The following is a 17,233-nucleotide window of genomic DNA, read 5'->3' on the forward strand; positions in this document are numbered from 1 at the left end:
TTTCTTGGCCATCTTGTCTGACGTAGTTTCTTATCTTAGTAACGCATCGGAGACACTCATGCTCACGTACACGGTCTATTCCGAAGCCGGCGGCGTCGGGAAATCGTCGCTGACGGCGTCGCTCGCAGCGGCGCACGCTCGAGGGGAGCTCAACGTGCTGGCCGTCCCGCTGGATCCACAGGACGGAGACCTCAGCCGACTGCTCGGCGTCGACGTCGATCGAGCCGAGAAAGACGCGGACAACCTCGTCCGGCACATGGTCAACGCGCCAAAAGGCCCGTTCGAGGACCTCATTCGAACTGCGGAAGGTGTCGATATCGTCCCAGAGCACAACATGCTCTCGGACCTCGCGAGCCATCTCGATCGCGAGCAGCAGAAAGCCGAGGACTTCGGCGATGCGTACAACGTCCACGCCCAGCTGCAGCGCGTCCTCCAGGAGGCCGGCGTCGGCGATCACTACGACGTCGTGATCTGCGACCCGCCGGCGATGGAGAGTCCCCACCTCTACAACGCGATCTACGCGACGCGCAACCTCGTCATCCCAGTCGAGCCCTCTGCAAAGGGTGACGCATCAGTCACCGGCCTCGAGGAGCTCGCATCGAACTTCGCCGACAAGATGAATATTGAGGTCGGTGTCCTCGCTGCGGTGCCGAACGGATTCAAGGGAACGAACGATCAGAAGGAGTTGATCGACGAGATCTCGTTCCCGACGCCCGAGATCATCGGTGACCGAACGTCACTCATGGAGGGCTGTTGGAAACAGCAGTGCTCGGCGTTCACCTACGAGCGCGAGCATCGGGACTACCCGCGGGATCACGAGCTCGAGACACTCGCCCAGTTCGATCGTCTCGCCCGGTACCTCGAGGAGCAGCGAGGGATCGAAGCGCCGAACCCACCTGAGCCTGGTACGCTCGATCACGAGGTGGACGCATGACGGGATTCAAGAGCGGGGCGAGCGGGGACGATCCGTTCAGTAGTGACGGTGACGATGACGAGGGGGACGCTGAGCCCGTCGAGAGCGAGTCGTCGACGTCGACCGATGCGGCATCACGGCCTGATCCGAGCGACGATCGCGACCGGCGTCGCGACGATCGTGACGAGACGTCGTCGACGGCCCCGTCGAGCAGCGGACTCCCCTGGATCTACGAGCGCAATAGCATCACCGATGGCCGGGCCCAGACGGTCCAACTCCACCTTCAGCAGTCGACGCTCGACCAGCAACGCGAGGGGAAGACGGACGTCGAGGCCGTCCTCGGCGAGTCGATCAAGAAGGCCGATCTTCGAGAGGCCGCGCTGCTGGTCGGCCTCGAGCACGTCGACGAGGTCGCCGACCAGCTCCGTGAGTGGGGCTACGACTTCGAATGATGACAGGCTCTATCCAGAGGCGGTCCCTGATCGCATGCGGCGTGAGTGCGCTGTTCGCAGGTTGTCTCTCTGGTAGATCGAACAACAGGGAATCGGACCAGAAGTTCGAGACCACAGAGGAGATCGTCGACGAGGAACAACTGCTCGAAATTTCAATCATCGGTCAGTGGGAATCGTTCGATGACTTGCGATATCTGACCGAGGATGACGAGCTACGGACGCTCGAGCCATCGCGGGAAAGATGGATCCAGCCGTACGTCCTCATCGATCACATTGGAGAACTAACTCTCGAACAGTTGGAGAAACCAGCAACTGACGACGCCGAACTGGTCTCTATCGAGTCCGGTGACCGGTTCGAGCCGACCGAGTGGCCCCATAATGGCGTTGAGTTCGCCGCGCTTCGAGAAGATCACCTTCAGCGACTACGCGGTCGGGGTGACTGGTACACCGGTGGTAAGACATCCATCGGACCGGTCTTCGATGCTCCTGAAGGTGATGTCGCGCTTGATGTCAGCGAGATCGTCGAGCAGGACGATGTTCCGCTCCTCAAGTAGACGGGGGCCCAAGTTGATAGAGCGACATACGATATATACACGGTGTAGAACACCCTTCTCGCGGGTGTAACACCGCATTCTCGAGCCGAAACCCTGGGTTCGAGGCGTCGAAACCGGGCTCCTCGAGGCACCCAGACACAGCGCAGCGCCTATTCGGCGGATCTGGGCCTACAGTTCGGGATCTGAATGATTGAGTTACTCTTCTTTGATCGCCGACGCGGCACTGTTATACCCCGCAGCTTCGAGAGCTATCGCCAGTTTCTCATCATCAGCTGCTTCGATACGGAATCTTAGGGGCATTTCGTTCCAATGTTCATTTATATGGTCTCGCGGGGACTTAACTTCCAAATTCGAGAGTCTATTATCCCATGGAATGCCGTTCTTGTGATGGACGTGCGCCCCATCTAAAGCGTCATAGCCGTATTTGACAACGGCAAGTAATCGGTGCACACAGACAGTATAGTCCCTGACGCCCCAATTCTCGTATCCATCTTTTCGGGTGTAGAACCAGGCCGGCCTACTATCCGAATCATGGTGATCTCTAACAGCTTGCTTTTGCGTCTTTCGAATGTCGTAGTGGGCGAGATGACGTTGAACTTTTGAACGGTATGTGTCCAGTTTGTCACAGACCTCTTTGATTGTCAAACCATCCTCGAGGTATAGGCTTCGAAGCTCTGTTTCAGACCATTCTACTTGGCCAGGGCGCAGAATCCCCCACTTCCTCAGATCTGATTTGACCTTAGCCTCGTCGGTTTCAAACCGGTCTGCAATCTTATACCTGCTTAGACCACGATCAACGTACAGTTTCTTGAGCTGTTCTTTCGACAAACCGGATTTATAGTCCTGTAGCGTGTGATTCTCCATGCTGGTAACTCAGCACGAGTGCGTCGGGGCCCTACACCCCGGCGCGCTTTGGTTCTGACGCGCATACTCGTGCTGTGGATAGTAACGGTTGAGACGAACTTCAAGCTACCGAGGCGGTACTGCCATCTGAGAATACCATAGTTATATCAAATCGTGTGACCATGTTCTGCGGCCACTTGTGATTACACTTTAGATAGAATGATCGCTGAATCATTTCAAGTTATTAGCATAGCTATTCAAATACTCCGATGGCGCGAGGAGCGCAAGCGTCGAAAAGAAGCAGAGAAACGGCATCCGCGGACCTGATCTTTATCACGGAAGTCGCGGCCAACGGCAGTGATGCCTCTGGACGATCGTCGCGAAGACCTCCTGATCGCCGTCGCACTGAACTCGGTCAGTGCCCACTACGTAGTTGCTGATCTTGAGGGCAAGTAGTTCTCTGGAAACGGTGGAGGGTCGCGGGTGTTAATCCACGCCCTTGGCAACCAACGTCTCTGCGTCCCGATTGGACGCAATCGTTAGTGGCTCGCTCCAACATATAAACCTCCGGACCCACTGCCATTCGCACCCCGTCCTAACTCGCTTGCCGGCCGAGGCCGTCGGCGCACTCGAGATCGGGGAATAGGACAAATCCTTCGACGTTAGACCCGGTCGCTCGTCGCGGCCAGCTGAGACTGGATCCGCCGGACGGTCTCGCTGACCTGCTGGCGGTTTCCGAGCCGTAGCTGCTGACCCTCCGGCGTAACGTCGTTCTCGTAGACCGCGAGCGCGTCGCCGGGAACAGCCTCGAGGTCGAGCGCCTCGAGCAACCCGTCGATAGCGTCGCCCGGCGGGATCGAGACGTCGGCCTCCCAGCGCGGCACCGAGAGCTCGTCGACGAGCACCTTTGCCGCTCGCGTGCAGGCCCGCGGCGTCGTCGCGTTCGGGATCGTCTCCTCGAGATGGGTTCGGGTGTCGCCGTCGTAGTCGGAGTGCTCCCACTCGCCGATCACGTTGTGCTCGTAGTCGACCAACAGCGCCTCGCCATCGGCGATCGCGCCGGCCTCACGGATGTCCAACTCGCCAGCGCCCGGCCGGAGCTCGTAGTCGAGTCCCGTTCGATATCGCTCGCCAGTCTCGGCGCTGCGGACGCGCTCGGAGCCAGCGATCACGCGCCCCTCCTCGAGGGCGACCGGCGAGCCGTAGCTGGCCGTGACCGCCTCGTCGCTGACGGTCGACCGGCCGCCCTCGACGGTCGCCTTGAGGTAGCGTCGGTTGTGCTTCGTCACGGAGTAGTCGACGACATCGGCGTCCCGATCGCTCGAGCGGGTGCCCGCTTGGGCCCACTCGAACGTCGTCTGGTCGCCGTCCTGGCGGGCCTCCCAGAGCGCGTCGACATTGTCGGCGATCTGCGTCGTCAGCACCTCCGAGAGGTCGCCCTTGAGGTTACGGCCGATCACCAGCGGCGTGTCGTTGAGCCACGCCGTCAGCGTGAGACTGTTGATCTGCGTCGGTTCGGTGCCGTATCGGGGGACTGCCCCCTCACCGTCGTCTCCATGCCGGGAGAAGCCGAGTCTGACCATAATCGAACCGCCGAGATCGGCGAACTCACCGGAGACGGTCGAACTGTTATCGGCGCGGAGCCAGTCGATGCCGTCGTTCGAGATCTCGATGAACTGCTCGCCGCCCGTGTCGTTGGCGTCAATCGCGAGCTCGCCACCGTAAACCGAGAGGACGGCCTGGTACTGATCGAGTCGCGTCTCGACGAGGTGTGGGTACGGCGCGGGGCCATCGATCCCGCCGCTGGCGTCAACGCTGTCGCCGAAGTCGTACTGGTAGCGGTCGTCGTGTACCGAGAGCAGGTCGACCCGCAGTTCGCCCTGGTCGCCGTATGTCGTCCCGGCCTCGAGGCGGAGTTCGTAGTTGCCGGCGGGGAGATCGCCGGCGTCCCACTCACTTGCCGAACTGGAGGCGAAGATCGTCGCCCCGTCCTCGAAACTCTCGTGGGAGTACCACTGTAGGGAGAGGCTCGAGGAGTTGCTCCAGAGACTGACGCTGCCCACCGTCTGATCGGCATCGGTGTCCGTGATCGTTGCCGTCAGTGGCGGGACGTCGGAGTCCGATTCGGCCCGCAATGCAAATCGGAGGTTCTCCTCGGCGATCGTCGACTCGAGCGAGAACGTCCACCGGACGTAGTCGCCTTGGTCCTGGAGGCCGATCCCTGTCCCACTGGCGAACGCCGAGTCATCGAAGACCGACGTTCCCGTGCCGCCGATCCCAGCCCACTGCTGGCCGCCAGTCCGCAGGAGGATGTTCGATCGCTGTGTGACAGGCGCGTCGGCGCTGTTGTCGATCCCCACGGGGATCTCAGAGAGGTCCGAGTGCTCGGTCACGTCTGTCCACTCCGACGCTGTCGCAGGGTCCTGGGCGACGGCCTCGCTCTCTTCGACGGGCGGCGCGTCGACGTTGACGACGTAGCCGGTCTCGTCCCCGACCAGATCCGCCGCGACCTCGTGGGCCGGCTCAGCGACGACGTCGCGGTCGACGGTCTGCTCGAGTTCCGTGCCGCCGGTGCCGACCAGTACCGTCCGGTCGGCCTGGATGTCGACGTCCTCGATCTCGTCGATCGGCTGGCGCTCGCCGTCCTTCCAGACTCGCATCGGGGCGTCCTCGAGGGCCTCGGAAAGCCATGTCTCGCTGCGCGGGACCGGGATCTGGGCCCGTGGAAGTGCCTTGAGCCGGGGCTCGAGTTGGGCATCGTCCAAGACCTGCGGCGTGAATGTCGTCCCTGACGGGTGATCGACCTCGACGTACCACCCTCGAGCGGGGACGGGGCTCCGCCCGATCTCGAGCGCCTCGGTGACGACCGGGTCGGAGACACTACTATCTGCATATTGCCACTGGGTGAGAGTCCTGACGCGATACTCGTACTCGCGGTCTGGGCCAACCGTGTCGTCGACGAAGTCGCTGTCGTCGGACGCAACAGTGCCGATCAGTTCGGCATCATCTGAAAAGTTCGTGCTGACACCGTAGTCCGTCCGCCGTCGGTAAACCTGATGGGAGCCGCGGAAGTCATTGTTGATTGTCCAGCCGGCAGTGAGCGAGACCTGGCCGACGTCCGTGAACTCGATGGCATCCGACGCGAGGAGTTTCGTCAGCTCCTCAGCGGCCATCCACTCTCCTGTCACGAATTGGGTCTGTGCCCGAACCCGAACCGAATACTGCTCACCCCCGAGGATGTTCTGGGTGACATGCTCGAGTGTACCATCAAACGGTACCGTCGTCTCGAGTTCGTATGGTGGATGATCGCCACTCGGATCGTCGTCGCGGAGTTCGAGGCGGTACTCTCCGTTGTTCAGATCAGCGTTCCACGCTGCCGTAATCTCCTCTGCAACGCTTGCGTCCAGCGAAAGCGAGTCGATGTCCGGAACGTCGGTTGTGAACGTGGTTGGCATTAGTTATCCAACACCCCCGTATTCGCCGTATAGCCAGCCACTACGGAGTGATATCGTTCTCCGTTGAGGAGACTGGAGACGGTCGCTGTTGTGCTATTCGCTGCGACTGTCGAGGGCGATGTGGTGTACTGGGTCACGGCGTCGAGGTAGTGCTCAGCGCTGTTCGAGTGTCGCATTACCCGGCTATCGCCGGCGGTGAAGGATGCCCGGTCAATGAACGCTTCTCCGCTGATCGGTTGATGGAGACCAGCCGAATCGACGATCATGATGCTGAACCACTGGTTCGCGATGTCGATGTAAGCACCAACGCGGATCCACTCACCGAGCGGGAACGAATACCCCGTTGAGTTCCACGAGCCATCGTAGTACATTAGCTCACCGTTCCGCTGTGAGACGTGTGGGCCACCCCAGCCGTTCCCCGGATCGTAGTATGAAACGATGTGCTGGTTAACGCTGGTATCCATACTCCCGGACAGGTAGACGTACTCGTTGACGGCCATCTGACCGGATGGGATTGTAATGGAGGGTGAGTTGAGCGGTGTCCCGCCTGAACCGTCAGCGTAAGCTGCCTCGGCTCCCTCGAATGCTTGGGTTGTCGAGCGCACCCACGCTCCACTTGTCCAGTTGCCGAAACCCCCCTCAAACGACTGTTGCGATCGCGAGAGGAAAGCGCGGTAGCCGTCCTCGTTGTTGGCGTTGTCGGTCCACGAGAGGTCGACTGAATCGGTGGTGACAGCGTCGACAGTGATACCTGTCGGGGCTGGGAGTGGCAACCGGCCCGAACTGACACTCGCTGAAGGGTCAGACGATCCGATCGAATTGTTTGCGATCACTCGGTAATCGTACCGCTCATCATCGAGTTTCGACTGTTCGTCGTCGGTGAACGTCGAAGTCGGGTAGCTGACCGTCCCTACCTCACTCCAGTTGCCGTCTCCGGATGGGGAGCGTTCGACGATCGCGGAGTCGGCGTTGCTCGTAAACTCCCACTCAACGGTGATCGTCCGAATGCCGTCAACGGTCACCGAGACGTTTGTCGGAGCAGTTGGTTGCGATGCCCCCCACGTTGCAGACTGTGAGCCTCCCCATGTTGCGGGCTGTGAACCGCCCCAGGTGAAACTGCTCATTGTCCGTCTGTTCCGATCAGAATGATTCTTCCATCGATCCCTGCTTGGCCTGCCTGCCCGTCTTTGCCGGGTTCAGTATCTGATTCCCCGCTCCCGGCTGTCCCCGCCCCACCGGTCCCGGGTTGTCCACCGGAAACAGACACTGAACCATTTATTACAAATTCGCGGGCCAGTATGATGATACAGCCGCCAGCCCCGCCACCACCGCCACCGCCGCCACCGTGTCCCGAATAACCGGATCCGTCTGGCGGAACACCATTCCCCCCATCTTGTCCGTCGGTTCCTTCGGCTAAGACGGAGCCGTCAATTTCAACGTAAGGGGCTTTGAGAAAGACAACTCCACCACCATCGCCTGCGTCTCCGCCATGCCCACTACGACCTTGGGAACCACTGGTACTTCCACTTGTTCCGCCGGGCGAACCGCTCGCTCCTCCCCCTCCTCCTGCACCGGCGATGAGAGCAAGATTCATCAGCGAGTCGAAGATGCTGCCTCGATTAAGTCCAAAATCCTCCCACTCTGGACTGTTGTCCGCATATTCTTGTCCTCCGAGATCAGCACCCGGAACTGACGCACCCCCGTCGTTTGTTATATAGTCACCTCCGGCACCACCGTCGCCCCCGGACTTAAACTGTGAATCGCCGACAAGATCGCCAAGGGATCCGTCCGTCCCAGGTTCGCCGTCGTCCCCATCCGAACTAGAAGATCTCGAGTGACCATCACCACCCGTCCCTCCGGATGCCCCATCACCTGAGACATCTATGGACCCGTCTATAACGATCTCGTCAGTTGCGTGGACCGCGATGACCCCTTCAGACGATTGTACCGTTGCACCTTGCTCAACGACGTATCTCTCGGCGAAAAAGCGCGTACTCTCGGTCGTATTCGAGCTTCTGATGATCTCCCCGTCGACTCCGAGGCCATAAATCGGAGGATCGAACGCTCCTATTCCTTGTCCTCGGATGTAATCAGCATTAATTCCGGACCCCTCTCCCTGTGAGAAGGGGATTCGCCGACTCGAGATGTCGCTGCTCGAGATATCGCTCACCCCCGCCCCGATCCAGACCTCTGCGAGCGGGATGAACGCCCCGCTAGGGATAGGGACCGTCGGGACTCCCGTCCGCGTCCCCTGCTCGTTCGACGGATCGGCCGCTGCTGGCTCACCGCCGAGCGTCTGAATCGTGCCAGCGTCGTCCAGATAGACCAGCGCCTTCCGCGGGTTGTCTGGGTCGGAACTGGGAAGGGAGACCCCCGAGGCATTGCTCACGGCCTCCGCTGGCCCACCGAGACGAGCCTGTGTTGAGAACGTCACGTCGACCGTGAGGTTACTACTGCCGGGATCGACACTCGCGCCATCGGGATCGAGCAGATGGTAGCCGTTGAGTGCCATCTGGTACTGAACGATGTCGAGCAACTGTGCGCCGTCTGCGATGCTGGGATTGAATGTCATTGGAGTATCGTACCGAAAACTGAGGTGTCGGTTCTACAGTGGTTCACCGGCGGACGTTGTTGCGAGCAACGAGCCCCTTCGACGCATTCGGATCGATCAGTGACTCCGACGCGATCGGGGAGAGCCAGTCCGCCAATTCCGTCGGGATCGGCCCTGCCTCGTCCTCGGGCTTCGAGAACTGCACCGCGTCGTAGCCGCGATTGAGGATCGCGTTCAACGCGAACAGCGAGCCGTCGACGTCGAACGTGAGCTGGGCGCGATCGCGGACCATCGCGACGTCCATGAGGTCGACGTCGAACAGGTCGATCGTGGCGGGTTGATCGGCCTCGAGGCCGACCGTCGTCCAGCCGTCGGTCGCGGAGTCCCACTCCTCGGCCTCGAGCGTACCGTTGGCCTCGTCGAGACGGAGCCGCAGGAGGGCGTTTGAAAGGACTACTTGGTTGGCGATATCGTGCTCCGTCGAGTGGATAGTCTGCCACTGGCGGATACCCTCATCTGTGAACTTCGCATCGTAGCCACGGGTGTCGTAGACCCGAACGCCGCACGGGACTTCGTTCGCGTAGTCGACCGCGTAGATCAGCGTCGGAGCATCACCCTCTACTGACGCGTTGTCGAGATCATAGATGTCGACGTCCGCCGCCGCGGTCGATCGTGTCTCGACCGGGGTTGCTGACGCTCGAGCGCCGGCATCGCCGAGCCACTGAACCTTTTCAGCAGTACTGGGGACGCCGACCAGCCGCTCGAGGGTGTTCCCAAACTGGTGTTCAAGTTCCCGCGGGTTTGACTCGAGGGCTCGGTAGTAGCTCCCCTTCTTACCGACGAACGTCAGCGAGAGTGTGTACGCCCAGACGCTCCGATCGTTCGCATGAAGCGGCTCGACGTCTGCGCTCGCGATCTCGTAGTAGCCAGCGTTCGAGTAGCTACCACTGCGCCGATACAGCGGCAGCGTCGGCAGGCTCGAGTCCGACAGTTCATCGAGCTCGTTCGCGAGCATCGTCGAGATCTCCTCGCCCCAGCGGTACTGTCCACTGAGCGAGAGGTCCGCCGCCTCCGAGGAGAGTGACTCGACGATCGCGCCGTCCTCCTGGAGGATGCCTGCCTCGGCGAGTTTCTGGCCGAGACTGTCACTCTCGGCCGTCTGAGCGGCCTCCGGGATCGGGCTGTTGTAGATGTATTTCATTTAAAAGTCCTGTACGAAGTCGGCGATGTCGTTTAGCCCACTGTCGAACGACCCCTGCAGATCGACGTTGGGGAACATCGATGTCCAGGTCAGCGTAATTGATCCCTCGATCGCTGCCGGCTTGTCCGGGTCGTACGTGATGCTGCTCTCGTTGATCGCAACGGGCATCGGCTGTCCGAACGCGCCGGCCTCGCCGGTCCCCGAGTACGTTCCGTCATTCCACTCGCCGATGTGGAGTCGGGTACCGCCGGAGCTGTCGCTCTTACTCTGGGTGACGAACCACTCGAAGACCTGTTTCATCGCGATCAGGTCCGATCCGGTTGCGTCGGTCTTGTTGATGTCGTCAGGGTCATCGGGATTGGTCGACCCATCGCCCCATTCGTCGCCCGGACTGGCAGCGAACGAGAGCGTCTCCTGGTAGTGGCCGGAGCCACCGTCGACGTGGTACCCTTTGCGATTCTCGAGGTCCGCATCGGCGACGTCGTCCGGGAGGAGATCCGTGCCGATGTCGAAGGCCTCCCTGAACCGCTGTCCGCGGTTGCTGAGGAGGTAGTTCTTCGTCACGTCACCGGTATCTGAGAGATCCTCTCGAAGCTCGAAGACGCCGGTAGTGTCGCCACCGTTGATGTCGATCTCGAGATACGCTGTGCTTCTCAGTGTCATGGTGTTATAGGGGAATCATTTTTGACTATTCGACGGAATATCAGGATATGAAACAGGCCGCCGAGACGCCGCAGCAGGTCGGCCCCAACGCTGGTGAAAAGCCGATGGGCGGTCTCTCGGTCGCGATGAATCCAGCGCTTCAGACGCTAATGCTAATGTCTATCGTCTCGCTGGCAACTTGGACAGGTGTACAAGCAAACGACGTCGACCCCTTCATGCTGCAAGCACCGCTTACAGAGGAGTGGTGGCAACTCCCGTTGAGCGTTTATGCCCACAGTTCTCCAGACCACCTCACAGGGAACGCAACCGTCATCCTCATCGCAGGCGGAATTATCTCGCTTTCTACGAGTTGGTTCCGCTTTCACCTCTTTTTCCTGTCTTCCGGGATACTCGCCGGAGTGAGCCACGTCGCCGTGACAGATGCGATGGGGACTGCAGCCCCAGTTCTCGGGGCAAGTGGGGCAGCGTTCGCTCTCGTCGGGTATCTCCTAACGAGCAACACCGTTTCGTCCGCCGTTCTTGAGGGCGCGTCGATCCGAGTTGTGCTATCAGTCGCGGCTGGCGTCGCGCTTTTTCTGACGATCCAGTCGGCGGGAATGGAGATCGCGAACCTCGCGCATTTCACCGGCGCGGCGATCGGCCTGCTCTCTGGCCATTTCAATCTGCTCCGACCGCAGCAGTGGGGGCTGCTCGACCGTGTTTCACGTAGTTGACAGAGTCGCCTTTACCACCGTCTTCACCGCCCCCCTGATACCTGACTCTCGAGATCATCGATCTGGGCTTCGATATCATCTCGGACCTCCTCGATGCGTTCCTCGACCGCGTCGACAACCCGGTCGGCCATCTTGTCAAGGTCGCGGACGTTGACGTCGACCGGACCCACACTGGCGTCGATATCCGCCGGCCGGGGGTCAACCGATGTTTCGACCGTCGTTGTTGTGGTTGTAGTTTGGCTGGTGCTCCCTCCGTTATTGCCAGAGCTACCCGAAGAACCGCCAGATGACGAGGTGTCAGACTGCGAATCCCCACCAAAAAAGCGGTCCTGAAGGCCTTCGAGTTGCTCTTCTGTCCATCGATCCGCATCTGCAAATGGCTTCCCGATTACCGGAATGTCCTCTGTCCGTTCCCGAGTCTGTTCCCGGTATTTACGGGTAGCTTCAAACACCGAATCAGGTTCTGATTCTTCATCACCTGTCTTGATATACGGCTCCTCACCTACCTGCGGCTGCTTCACTTCTTCAGTTGCCGTGGTCACATCGACCGAGATCTCGATCGGGGGCACCTCTTCGACCTCGAGGGGATCGACTTCTTCGACCTCGAGCGGCGATGGGTCGTCAACCGCGAACGGGTCAGGGTTCTCGACCCCCAGCGGGCTCGGGTCTTCAACACCGAGCGGTGATGGATCCTCCACTGCATAGGGCTCCTCTGGGTGGTCGACATCGTACGGATCCTCCGGATGGTCCAGCTCGTACGGATCCTCTGGATGGTCGACATCGTACGGCTCTTCAGGCCCGTCGACCTCGATCGGCGTCCAGTCTGGTTTCTCAACCTCGACACTCGAGCCGCCGATCGCCGATCCGACAGCGGATCCCACTGCAGCACCGATACCCGTGGCAACACCGCTACCGATACCGCCGGCAGCGCCGCCGGCTCCGCCGAGGAGCCCGCCGATCGCGCCGCCGCCGAGCAGCTCACTGAGCATTCCGCCGCCGTCGCCGCCACCGACCTTGTCTTCGATGTCCTCGAGGTAGACTACTGCCTCCTCGAGGTAATCGGTCCGCTCGCGGGCCCAGCGGTACTCGCGACGCGCACGCCGGCGTTCGCGACCGCCACCAGACCCGTCTGTTGCGACCTGTGCAGACATCGCGCCGCCATCTGCGACGCCAACCTCGGTCGTCCCGAGCTCGGACTCCAGTTGCTGCTTGACGTTGTTGACCGACCGACTGTCTAACTCGACCTCGAGCGTGGAGGTCGTGCCGAAGCCGTCATCTGATGCGGGCATAATCGGTTACAGGAGTGGTCGTGACGCCGCGTAGGCGTCGAGCAGTTTCAGGTAGTCGAGCGGTACCTCGAGGACGTCGTCGTAGCTCATGCCGTGGGCGAGTCCGACGACGATGTAGTAGTCGAGCTCGGCTCGTCCGTCGAGGTCTCCGAGGCTTCGGTCGTGGTCTCCGTCGAAGACGTCGAGGATCCGTTTCCCTCAGCCACGCTGAGAGAGTTGGTCTTCGCCTCAAGCCAGTCGGTGAACGCCGGATGGCAGCCGGAAAGTGCCGAGAACGTCTCTTTGAGGTCGTCGTCGGAGCCGCCGTACGGCGCATCGGCCGTACTGGCAGCAGTGAACCAGAGGGTGCGCTCGTCTTCGCCGGCGACCTCGGGGATCTCACGATACAGCATCGCTCTCTCGCCCGCGGTCATCGCACCGAGTTCGATCTCGGCGTCACCGCCCCACTCCTCTTCGTCACGCTGCCACTCGAGGCCGTTTCGGAAGTATCGGAGCCGGTCGCGGCGGCTTTCGGTCGCCTTGTACTTGTCAGTCTCTTCCTCCAACTCCTCGAGGCTCTCCTCGAGATCGTCGATCCGGTCTTTCAGTTTCTCGATCGCAGTGCCGAGTTCGTAGGTTTCGGTTGTGAGCATGAGTTAGGCAGTGGCCGTTGTCGCGGAGACGTCCGCAACGTGGTAGTCGATCGGCTCGCCGAGATCGGCGTCCGGTGCGACGAGGTCCGACCAGCTGTAACTGGTCGGCTGGCAGCCTTCGAGCGTGTACTCGATTGTGTCGCCCTGGCCGTTCTCGAGCGCGAACGTCGCCGGGACCTTGCCGACCAGCCCCTCTCGAGAGTCGTCAACCGCCAGCGCGAGTTGGTCTCGCTCGGTGAACGTCGCGTCCGTCGAGAACGACGGCTCGATCGCGTCGACGACGGCGTCATAGGGATGGCGACCCTGCCCGCGCCGGAACCGTGCCAGGCCCGAGAGCGAGAGCGTCGTCGACTGCATGAGCGGCTGGTTGAGACCGCCGACCTCGAACGTCGCTCCATGCCAGGTGTAGACATCTTCGTCAGAGGGCTGCTCAATCGTGCCTGGTTCCGTGATGTCGCTGGGCTCGTCACCGTAGAGGATCGTGAGCTCGACGGAGATGTCGCTGCCCTGTTCGTAGCTGATCGACGCATCTTGGACGATCGCGCCGGTCGGCGTCCGCGACTCGGTCGTCCCGTCGGGCATCTCGATCGCGTAGTACCACGTCGACGACGGAGCACGCATCGGTGAGTTCGGAAGTGCCGTCCCACCGTCAGCGAAAACGAGGTCGTGGAAGTTGTCGTCGGTCAGGCTGAACGACACCGACATGGCACCCTCCCAGTTGCCCGGACGGGAGCCCGACGGTGTGGGATCGTCTGGCTGGCGCGACCGCTCGAGTGCCTGCTCGACCGTGAGATCGCCGACCGTGACGTCTATCCCGGGCTGGTACCACGTTGGTTCAGTGGCCGGCCCATCGCCGTAGCTGTCTTCGACGGTGTACGCGACCGTTGCCGATCCCGCCCCCGTCATGCTGTACCTCTGTTCGTGTACGTGTCGTATGTCATTGTCCTATGGTTTCGTAGCCGACGAGATCGACCGTCCAGGTCCAGAAGTACTCGTCCTGCCACTCTTGGCTGCGGTCGGCCGGATCGCCAACGGTCACCGTGTGGTAGGCCACGCGGCCGATGTCCTCCGCCTCGGGGTCGACCGACGGGTAGGAGAGCTCCTGCTGGATCGCGTGCTGTGCGTAGAGGGCGATCTGCTTAGCGTGGATGCTCGAGTCGATGTGTCCATGCTCTCCCCCTTGCGAGGTCAACCCCTTCAGACGACAGTCAACGGTCGTCGTGACGCGCCGGCGGTTGTCCGGGCCGGCGACCTCGGGGATACGAGAGCCCAGCGACGCCCCGAGCGCCGACGCCCGGGTGAATTCAACTGACTTTTCCCGCCGGCCTGTCTCGAGGACCTCCGGCTCGTCGCGGTTGACCCGGTAAAGGCGCTCAGTTCCATCGTCGTCGGCCGGCCAGTCGTCGGGCCAGTTGCTGCGGATCGTCTCGAGCACCCACGCGACCTCGTCCTGAACAGCCATCTACAGCTCACCCTCCAGCTGGTCGAGCGTGTCTCGGATCGCCCGCGACTCAGGGATGCCGCCTGTCTCCGAGCCCCAGTTGACCTCGTCGGTCGTGATCCAGCTGTCCTTCGCCTCCCAGTAGAAGTGCAGCAGCGGATTGCCCTCGATCGTGTGCGGATCGACGCCCCATTCGAAGAGGGCCGTGAGGCCAGGCCACTCGATCCGAACCGAGACGCTGTCACCGTCCCGCTCGACGATCGGGCCCTCGACGTCCTCCCAGATGTGGTCGATATCGTAGTCGTGTCTCGAGGCGTAGGCCTGCCAGTTTTCCCGGGCGATGTCGATCAGTCGCGGGCCGATATCGTCACGGGCCTTCTTCTCGACGTCGTCCAGCACGGCCTCGCGGAGGTCGTCTTCGAAGCTCGAATCGAGCTCCATCAGCGCCCCCACCTCGTTTCGTGAAGGCCGAACTCCTCGAGATCCGAACCACCACGTGGGTCTTCATCAGGCGTCTCCGCGACCTGCGCCGACCGGTCGCTGCCCTCGGATGTCGCCAAGAGCGCCAGGAACGCCGCGAAGACGAACGTCGCCGAGAGGGCGAAGAGCAGCGTGCAGAAAGCCATCACGGCACCTCCGCATCAGGCTCGAGGTGTTCGTCGACTATTCTGGTTGCGTAGCTCATCGGTTGTTTGTTGTTACAGAATTTAGCTGGGTCTGGACCTCGGCCCCAGCGAGCGTCATCGACAATTGGTTAGTCGCTCAGTTCAGGCCGCAGCGGGATGCCTTCCCACTTCGCATGGCACCCTCGGCAGAGGGTGACGAGATTGTCCACCGAGTCGGCTTCATGAGGGTCGTCGAACTCCATTCGTGGGAAGATATGGTGAACCGATAGTCCGGCGCCATGCTCGGAGCGGTGTTCTTCTTCGGACACTCCGCAACCCTGGCACTGGTATCCGTCTGCGGCGAGCGCTCTCTGACGGATCTCGGGCCAGTTCTTGTTTTGGGTGTAGCCACCCTTCCAGTTGTGGTGGTCGGGACCGCGCATCTGATCACCCTTCCAATCGGTGTAGCAATCTCGATTACAGAACACGTTCTCCCCGTTTACATCGGCGGGTGCTCGCGTCACCTCACCGCCACAATTAGAGCACGTGTAGGTCTGTTTCCCACCCTTCCATTGTGAGTGGTTTTCCCCAGAGAATTGTTTACGCCACTCTGGCTCACAGCCTTTGTCCGTACAGAAGTGGTGGTCGCATTTCCGATAATTCCCAGGAGGAACCCGGATTTCGTCACCACACCAAGAACACTCGGTCTTGACACCGGCAATGCTCTCTCCGTGAGCCTTCTTGTGGTGAGTTTTCATCCCTCGCTCGCTCTGAAAGTCCTCACGCCCGCAGGTAGGGCATTCAATATCGGATGTTTCGACCAGGCTCTCTCCATGCGTTCTGGAGTGGTGGATCTTCATCGCTCGACCAGTCTCGAAGTTGTCACCGCAGGTCGGGCACTCGGTACTGTTTTCCGTGCTGTTATCTGATTTAGACATGCTTCGTGCACCACACGAAGCGCGGTCGGACGTCCTACCGTCCGGCCTTTTCAGGCTACGCGCTTCGTTATCAGATAGTGGTGCGGTTGACATGTAAATCCCTCGGTCAGTCAGGGTAGCTTGGAATCCGGCTCCAGTAGCTTTTCGGCCCTCTCACGCATTTCTTCAGCCTTTGATTCCACATTATAGAGTTTTGCATTATCGGGTATTTGGACTGAGATTTCCTCCGTGAATTCAGCCCCCGAAAGCAATGCAACTGCACGCCTGACATTGCTCGGAATGTTTTCAGCACCGTAATCCCAGTCCAAATATATCGCATTCGACAGACTGGCGATCTCGTCATCCATCGCGTGGACGTTGAGATACAGCTCGCTGATCCCGTCGTTGTTCACACGGCCCCAGTAGTCCTCGCCACGGTGGGTCAGCCCGGCGCCGCCATCGTAGGCGTCTTCTGCGACCCAGTCGTCGTAGCCGCCCTCGGCGTTGATGACGTGCAACTCGTTGATGGCGTCGACGTCCTTCCGGTCGAGGCGGATCCGCGTGTACGCTGGGACGGTCTCGTCGACGGGCGGCTCGAGCGCTTCAGGCTCGCCGATCGCGATGCGGATCTCCCGCTTCGGATCGCGTCGGTCCTTCCGCCAGTGCTCGTACCGCGGCCCCGACTCGAGCAGCGCGTCGCTGTTCTTCCGGAAACGATGCCGGTCGCGCTCGCTTGCGCCGTGGACCATCCCTCCATGACTGGAGATATCGTGTTCGTCATCCCGCGTTCGCGGCGCCGTGGGGATGTCGATCTCCGTCGCCTCGCTGAGGATGTCGGCCCCATCGGGGGCGTACCAGTGGCGCTTGTAGGCTCGCTCGAGCCACCGACTCTGCGACGCGATCGCGTCGACGGCGAGCTGCTTGTCCTGACCGAGGTCGCCCGGCAGTGCTGACTTCTGCAGGGCTCGCCGGAGATCCTCGAGGGTGCAGTATCCTGTTGCCAT

The 17,233-nt window shown here is 61.0% G+C and carries 18 protein-coding genes; 4 read left to right on the forward strand and 14 right to left on the reverse strand.

Annotation, left to right across the window (positions count from 1 at the left end):
- The first annotated feature begins 58 nt into the window (after positions 1 to 58).
- The 3 genes from LDH74_RS25720 to LDH74_RS25730 are packed head-to-tail and all read left to right on the forward strand — an operon-like array spanning position 59 to position 1,919.
- Complete coding sequence (locus LDH74_RS25720) at positions 59 to 934, forward strand: ParA family protein (RefSeq protein ID WP_226043465.1); 876 nt, start codon at positions 59 to 61, stop codon at positions 932 to 934.
- The gene (locus LDH74_RS25725) at positions 931 to 1,365 is read left to right on the forward strand and encodes a hypothetical protein (RefSeq protein WP_226043466.1); all 435 of its coding nucleotides are present in this window, start codon (positions 931 to 933) and stop codon (positions 1,363 to 1,365) included. Before LDH74_RS25720 ends, LDH74_RS25725 begins: the two co-directional genes overlap by 4 nt.
- Positions 1,366 to 1,406: 41 nt before the next feature.
- Positions 1,407 to 1,919 (forward strand): hypothetical protein, encoded by a 513-nt coding sequence (locus tag LDH74_RS25730; protein ID WP_226043467.1) that lies wholly within the window; start codon positions 1,407 to 1,409, stop codon positions 1,917 to 1,919.
- Positions 1,920 to 2,114: 195 nt separating this feature from the next.
- Here the strand turns inward: LDH74_RS25730 and LDH74_RS25735 are convergent, their stop codons facing one another.
- The 6 genes from LDH74_RS25735 to LDH74_RS25760 form a co-directional block, all read right to left on the reverse strand.
- Positions 2,115 to 2,783 carry an HNH endonuclease gene (locus LDH74_RS25735; protein ID WP_226043468.1) on the reverse strand — a complete coding sequence of 223 codons (669 nt, stop codon included), beginning with the start codon at positions 2,781 to 2,783 and terminating at the stop codon, positions 2,115 to 2,117.
- A gap of 641 nt (positions 2,784 to 3,424) precedes the next feature.
- A complete protein-coding gene (locus tag LDH74_RS25740) occupies positions 3,425 to 6,217 on the reverse strand; it encodes a fibronectin type III domain-containing protein (RefSeq protein WP_226043469.1) in 2,793 nt (930 codons plus the stop codon).
- On the reverse strand, positions 6,217 to 7,341 hold the full coding sequence (locus LDH74_RS25745) for a fibronectin type III domain-containing protein (RefSeq protein WP_226043470.1): 1,125 nt from the start codon (positions 7,339 to 7,341) through the stop codon (positions 6,217 to 6,219). The genes LDH74_RS25740 and LDH74_RS25745 overlap by 1 nt, the downstream gene beginning before the upstream one ends.
- Positions 7,338 to 8,789, reverse strand: a complete 1,452-nt coding sequence (locus LDH74_RS25750; protein ID WP_226043471.1) for a hypothetical protein — start codon at positions 8,787 to 8,789, stop codon at positions 7,338 to 7,340. Before LDH74_RS25750 ends, LDH74_RS25745 begins: the two co-directional genes overlap by 4 nt.
- A 43-nt stretch (positions 8,790 to 8,832) precedes the next feature.
- On the reverse strand, positions 8,833 to 9,969 hold the full coding sequence (locus LDH74_RS25755; RefSeq protein WP_226043472.1) for a hypothetical protein: 1,137 nt from the start codon (positions 9,967 to 9,969) through the stop codon (positions 8,833 to 8,835).
- Positions 9,970 to 10,632, reverse strand: coding sequence for a hypothetical protein (locus LDH74_RS25760; protein ID WP_226043473.1), 663 nt, complete (start codon positions 10,630 to 10,632; stop codon positions 9,970 to 9,972).
- Positions 10,633 to 10,679: 47 nt separating this feature from the next.
- On the opposite strand from LDH74_RS25760, the gene LDH74_RS25765 reads away from it, so the two are divergent.
- On the forward strand, positions 10,680 to 11,345 hold the full coding sequence (locus tag LDH74_RS25765) for a rhomboid family intramembrane serine protease (RefSeq protein ID WP_226043474.1): 666 nt from the start codon (positions 10,680 to 10,682) through the stop codon (positions 11,343 to 11,345).
- 23 nt (positions 11,346 to 11,368) lie between these two features.
- Here LDH74_RS25765 and LDH74_RS25770 read toward each other — a convergent pair whose 3' ends face one another.
- From LDH74_RS25770 to LDH74_RS25805, 8 genes are all read right to left on the reverse strand, one after another.
- Positions 11,369 to 12,634: a hypothetical protein gene (locus LDH74_RS25770; RefSeq protein ID WP_226043475.1), complete on the reverse strand. Its 1,266-nt coding sequence runs from the start codon at positions 12,632 to 12,634 to the stop codon at positions 11,369 to 11,371.
- Positions 12,635 to 12,720: 86 nt separating this feature from the next.
- Complete coding sequence (locus LDH74_RS25775) at positions 12,721 to 13,266, reverse strand: hypothetical protein (RefSeq protein WP_226043476.1); 546 nt, start codon at positions 13,264 to 13,266, stop codon at positions 12,721 to 12,723.
- Positions 13,267 to 13,269: 3 nt separating this feature from the next.
- Positions 13,270 to 14,172: a phage tail tube protein gene (locus LDH74_RS25780; protein ID WP_226043477.1), complete on the reverse strand. Its 903-nt coding sequence runs from the start codon at positions 14,170 to 14,172 to the stop codon at positions 13,270 to 13,272.
- A 31-nt stretch (positions 14,173 to 14,203) separates the two neighbouring features.
- Positions 14,204 to 14,728 (reverse strand): hypothetical protein, encoded by a 525-nt coding sequence (locus LDH74_RS25785; RefSeq protein ID WP_226043478.1) that lies wholly within the window; start codon positions 14,726 to 14,728, stop codon positions 14,204 to 14,206.
- Positions 14,729 to 15,148, reverse strand: coding sequence for a hypothetical protein (locus tag LDH74_RS25790; RefSeq protein ID WP_226043479.1), 420 nt, complete (start codon positions 15,146 to 15,148; stop codon positions 14,729 to 14,731).
- Positions 15,148 to 15,333, reverse strand: a complete 186-nt coding sequence (locus tag LDH74_RS25795) for a hypothetical protein (protein WP_226043480.1) — start codon at positions 15,331 to 15,333, stop codon at positions 15,148 to 15,150. Before LDH74_RS25795 ends, LDH74_RS25790 begins: the two co-directional genes overlap by 1 nt.
- A 128-nt stretch (positions 15,334 to 15,461) precedes the next feature.
- Positions 15,462 to 16,250, reverse strand: coding sequence for an HNH endonuclease (locus LDH74_RS25800; protein ID WP_226043481.1), 789 nt, complete (start codon positions 16,248 to 16,250; stop codon positions 15,462 to 15,464).
- Positions 16,251 to 16,360: 110 nt separating this feature from the next.
- Positions 16,361 to 17,233 (reverse strand): hypothetical protein, encoded by an 873-nt coding sequence (locus LDH74_RS25805; protein WP_226043482.1) that lies wholly within the window; start codon positions 17,231 to 17,233, stop codon positions 16,361 to 16,363.

This window comes from Natrinema sp. DC36 (assembly GCF_020405225.1).
Lineage (GTDB): Archaea > Halobacteriota > Halobacteria > Halobacteriales > Natrialbaceae > Natrinema.

Coding starts and splice junctions, on each gene's coding strand:
- LDH74_RS25780 (WP_226043477.1), bottom strand. CDS start 14,172: ATGACGGGGGCGGGATCGGCAACGGTCGCGTACACCGTCGAAGACAGC.
- LDH74_RS25755 (WP_226043472.1), bottom strand. CDS start 9,969: ATGAAATACATCTACAACAGCCCGATCCCGGAGGCCGCTCAGACGGCC.
- LDH74_RS25720 (WP_226043465.1), top strand. CDS start 59: ATGCTCACGTACACGGTCTATTCCGAAGCCGGCGGCGTCGGGAAATCG.
- LDH74_RS25785 (WP_226043478.1), bottom strand. CDS start 14,728: ATGGCTGTTCAGGACGAGGTCGCGTGGGTGCTCGAGACGATCCGCAGC.
- LDH74_RS25750 (WP_226043471.1), bottom strand. CDS start 8,789: ATGACATTCAATCCCAGCATCGCAGACGGCGCACAGTTGCTCGACATC.
- LDH74_RS25775 (WP_226043476.1), bottom strand. CDS start 13,266: ATGCTCACAACCGAAACCTACGAACTCGGCACTGCGATCGAGAAACTG.
- LDH74_RS25760 (WP_226043473.1), bottom strand. CDS start 10,632: ATGACACTGAGAAGCACAGCGTATCTCGAGATCGACATCAACGGTGGC.
- LDH74_RS25745 (WP_226043470.1), bottom strand. CDS start 7,341: ATGAGCAGTTTCACCTGGGGCGGTTCACAGCCCGCAACATGGGGAGGC.
- LDH74_RS25765 (WP_226043474.1), top strand. CDS start 10,680: ATGAAACAGGCCGCCGAGACGCCGCAGCAGGTCGGCCCCAACGCTGGT.
- LDH74_RS25800 (WP_226043481.1), bottom strand. CDS start 16,250: ATGTCTAAATCAGATAACAGCACGGAAAACAGTACCGAGTGCCCGACC.
- LDH74_RS25735 (WP_226043468.1), bottom strand. CDS start 2,783: ATGGAGAATCACACGCTACAGGACTATAAATCCGGTTTGTCGAAAGAA.
- LDH74_RS25790 (WP_226043479.1), bottom strand. CDS start 15,148: ATGGAGCTCGATTCGAGCTTCGAAGACGACCTCCGCGAGGCCGTGCTG.
- LDH74_RS25805 (WP_226043482.1), bottom strand. CDS start 17,233: ATGGCAACAGGATACTGCACCCTCGAGGATCTCCGGCGAGCCCTGCAG.
- LDH74_RS25770 (WP_226043475.1), bottom strand. CDS start 12,634: ATGCCCGCATCAGATGACGGCTTCGGCACGACCTCCACGCTCGAGGTC.
- LDH74_RS25795 (WP_226043480.1), bottom strand. CDS start 15,333: ATGGCTTTCTGCACGCTGCTCTTCGCCCTCTCGGCGACGTTCGTCTTC.
- LDH74_RS25740 (WP_226043469.1), bottom strand. CDS start 6,217: ATGCCAACCACGTTCACAACCGACGTTCCGGACATCGACTCGCTTTCG.
- LDH74_RS25725 (WP_226043466.1), top strand. CDS start 931: ATGACGGGATTCAAGAGCGGGGCGAGCGGGGACGATCCGTTCAGTAGT.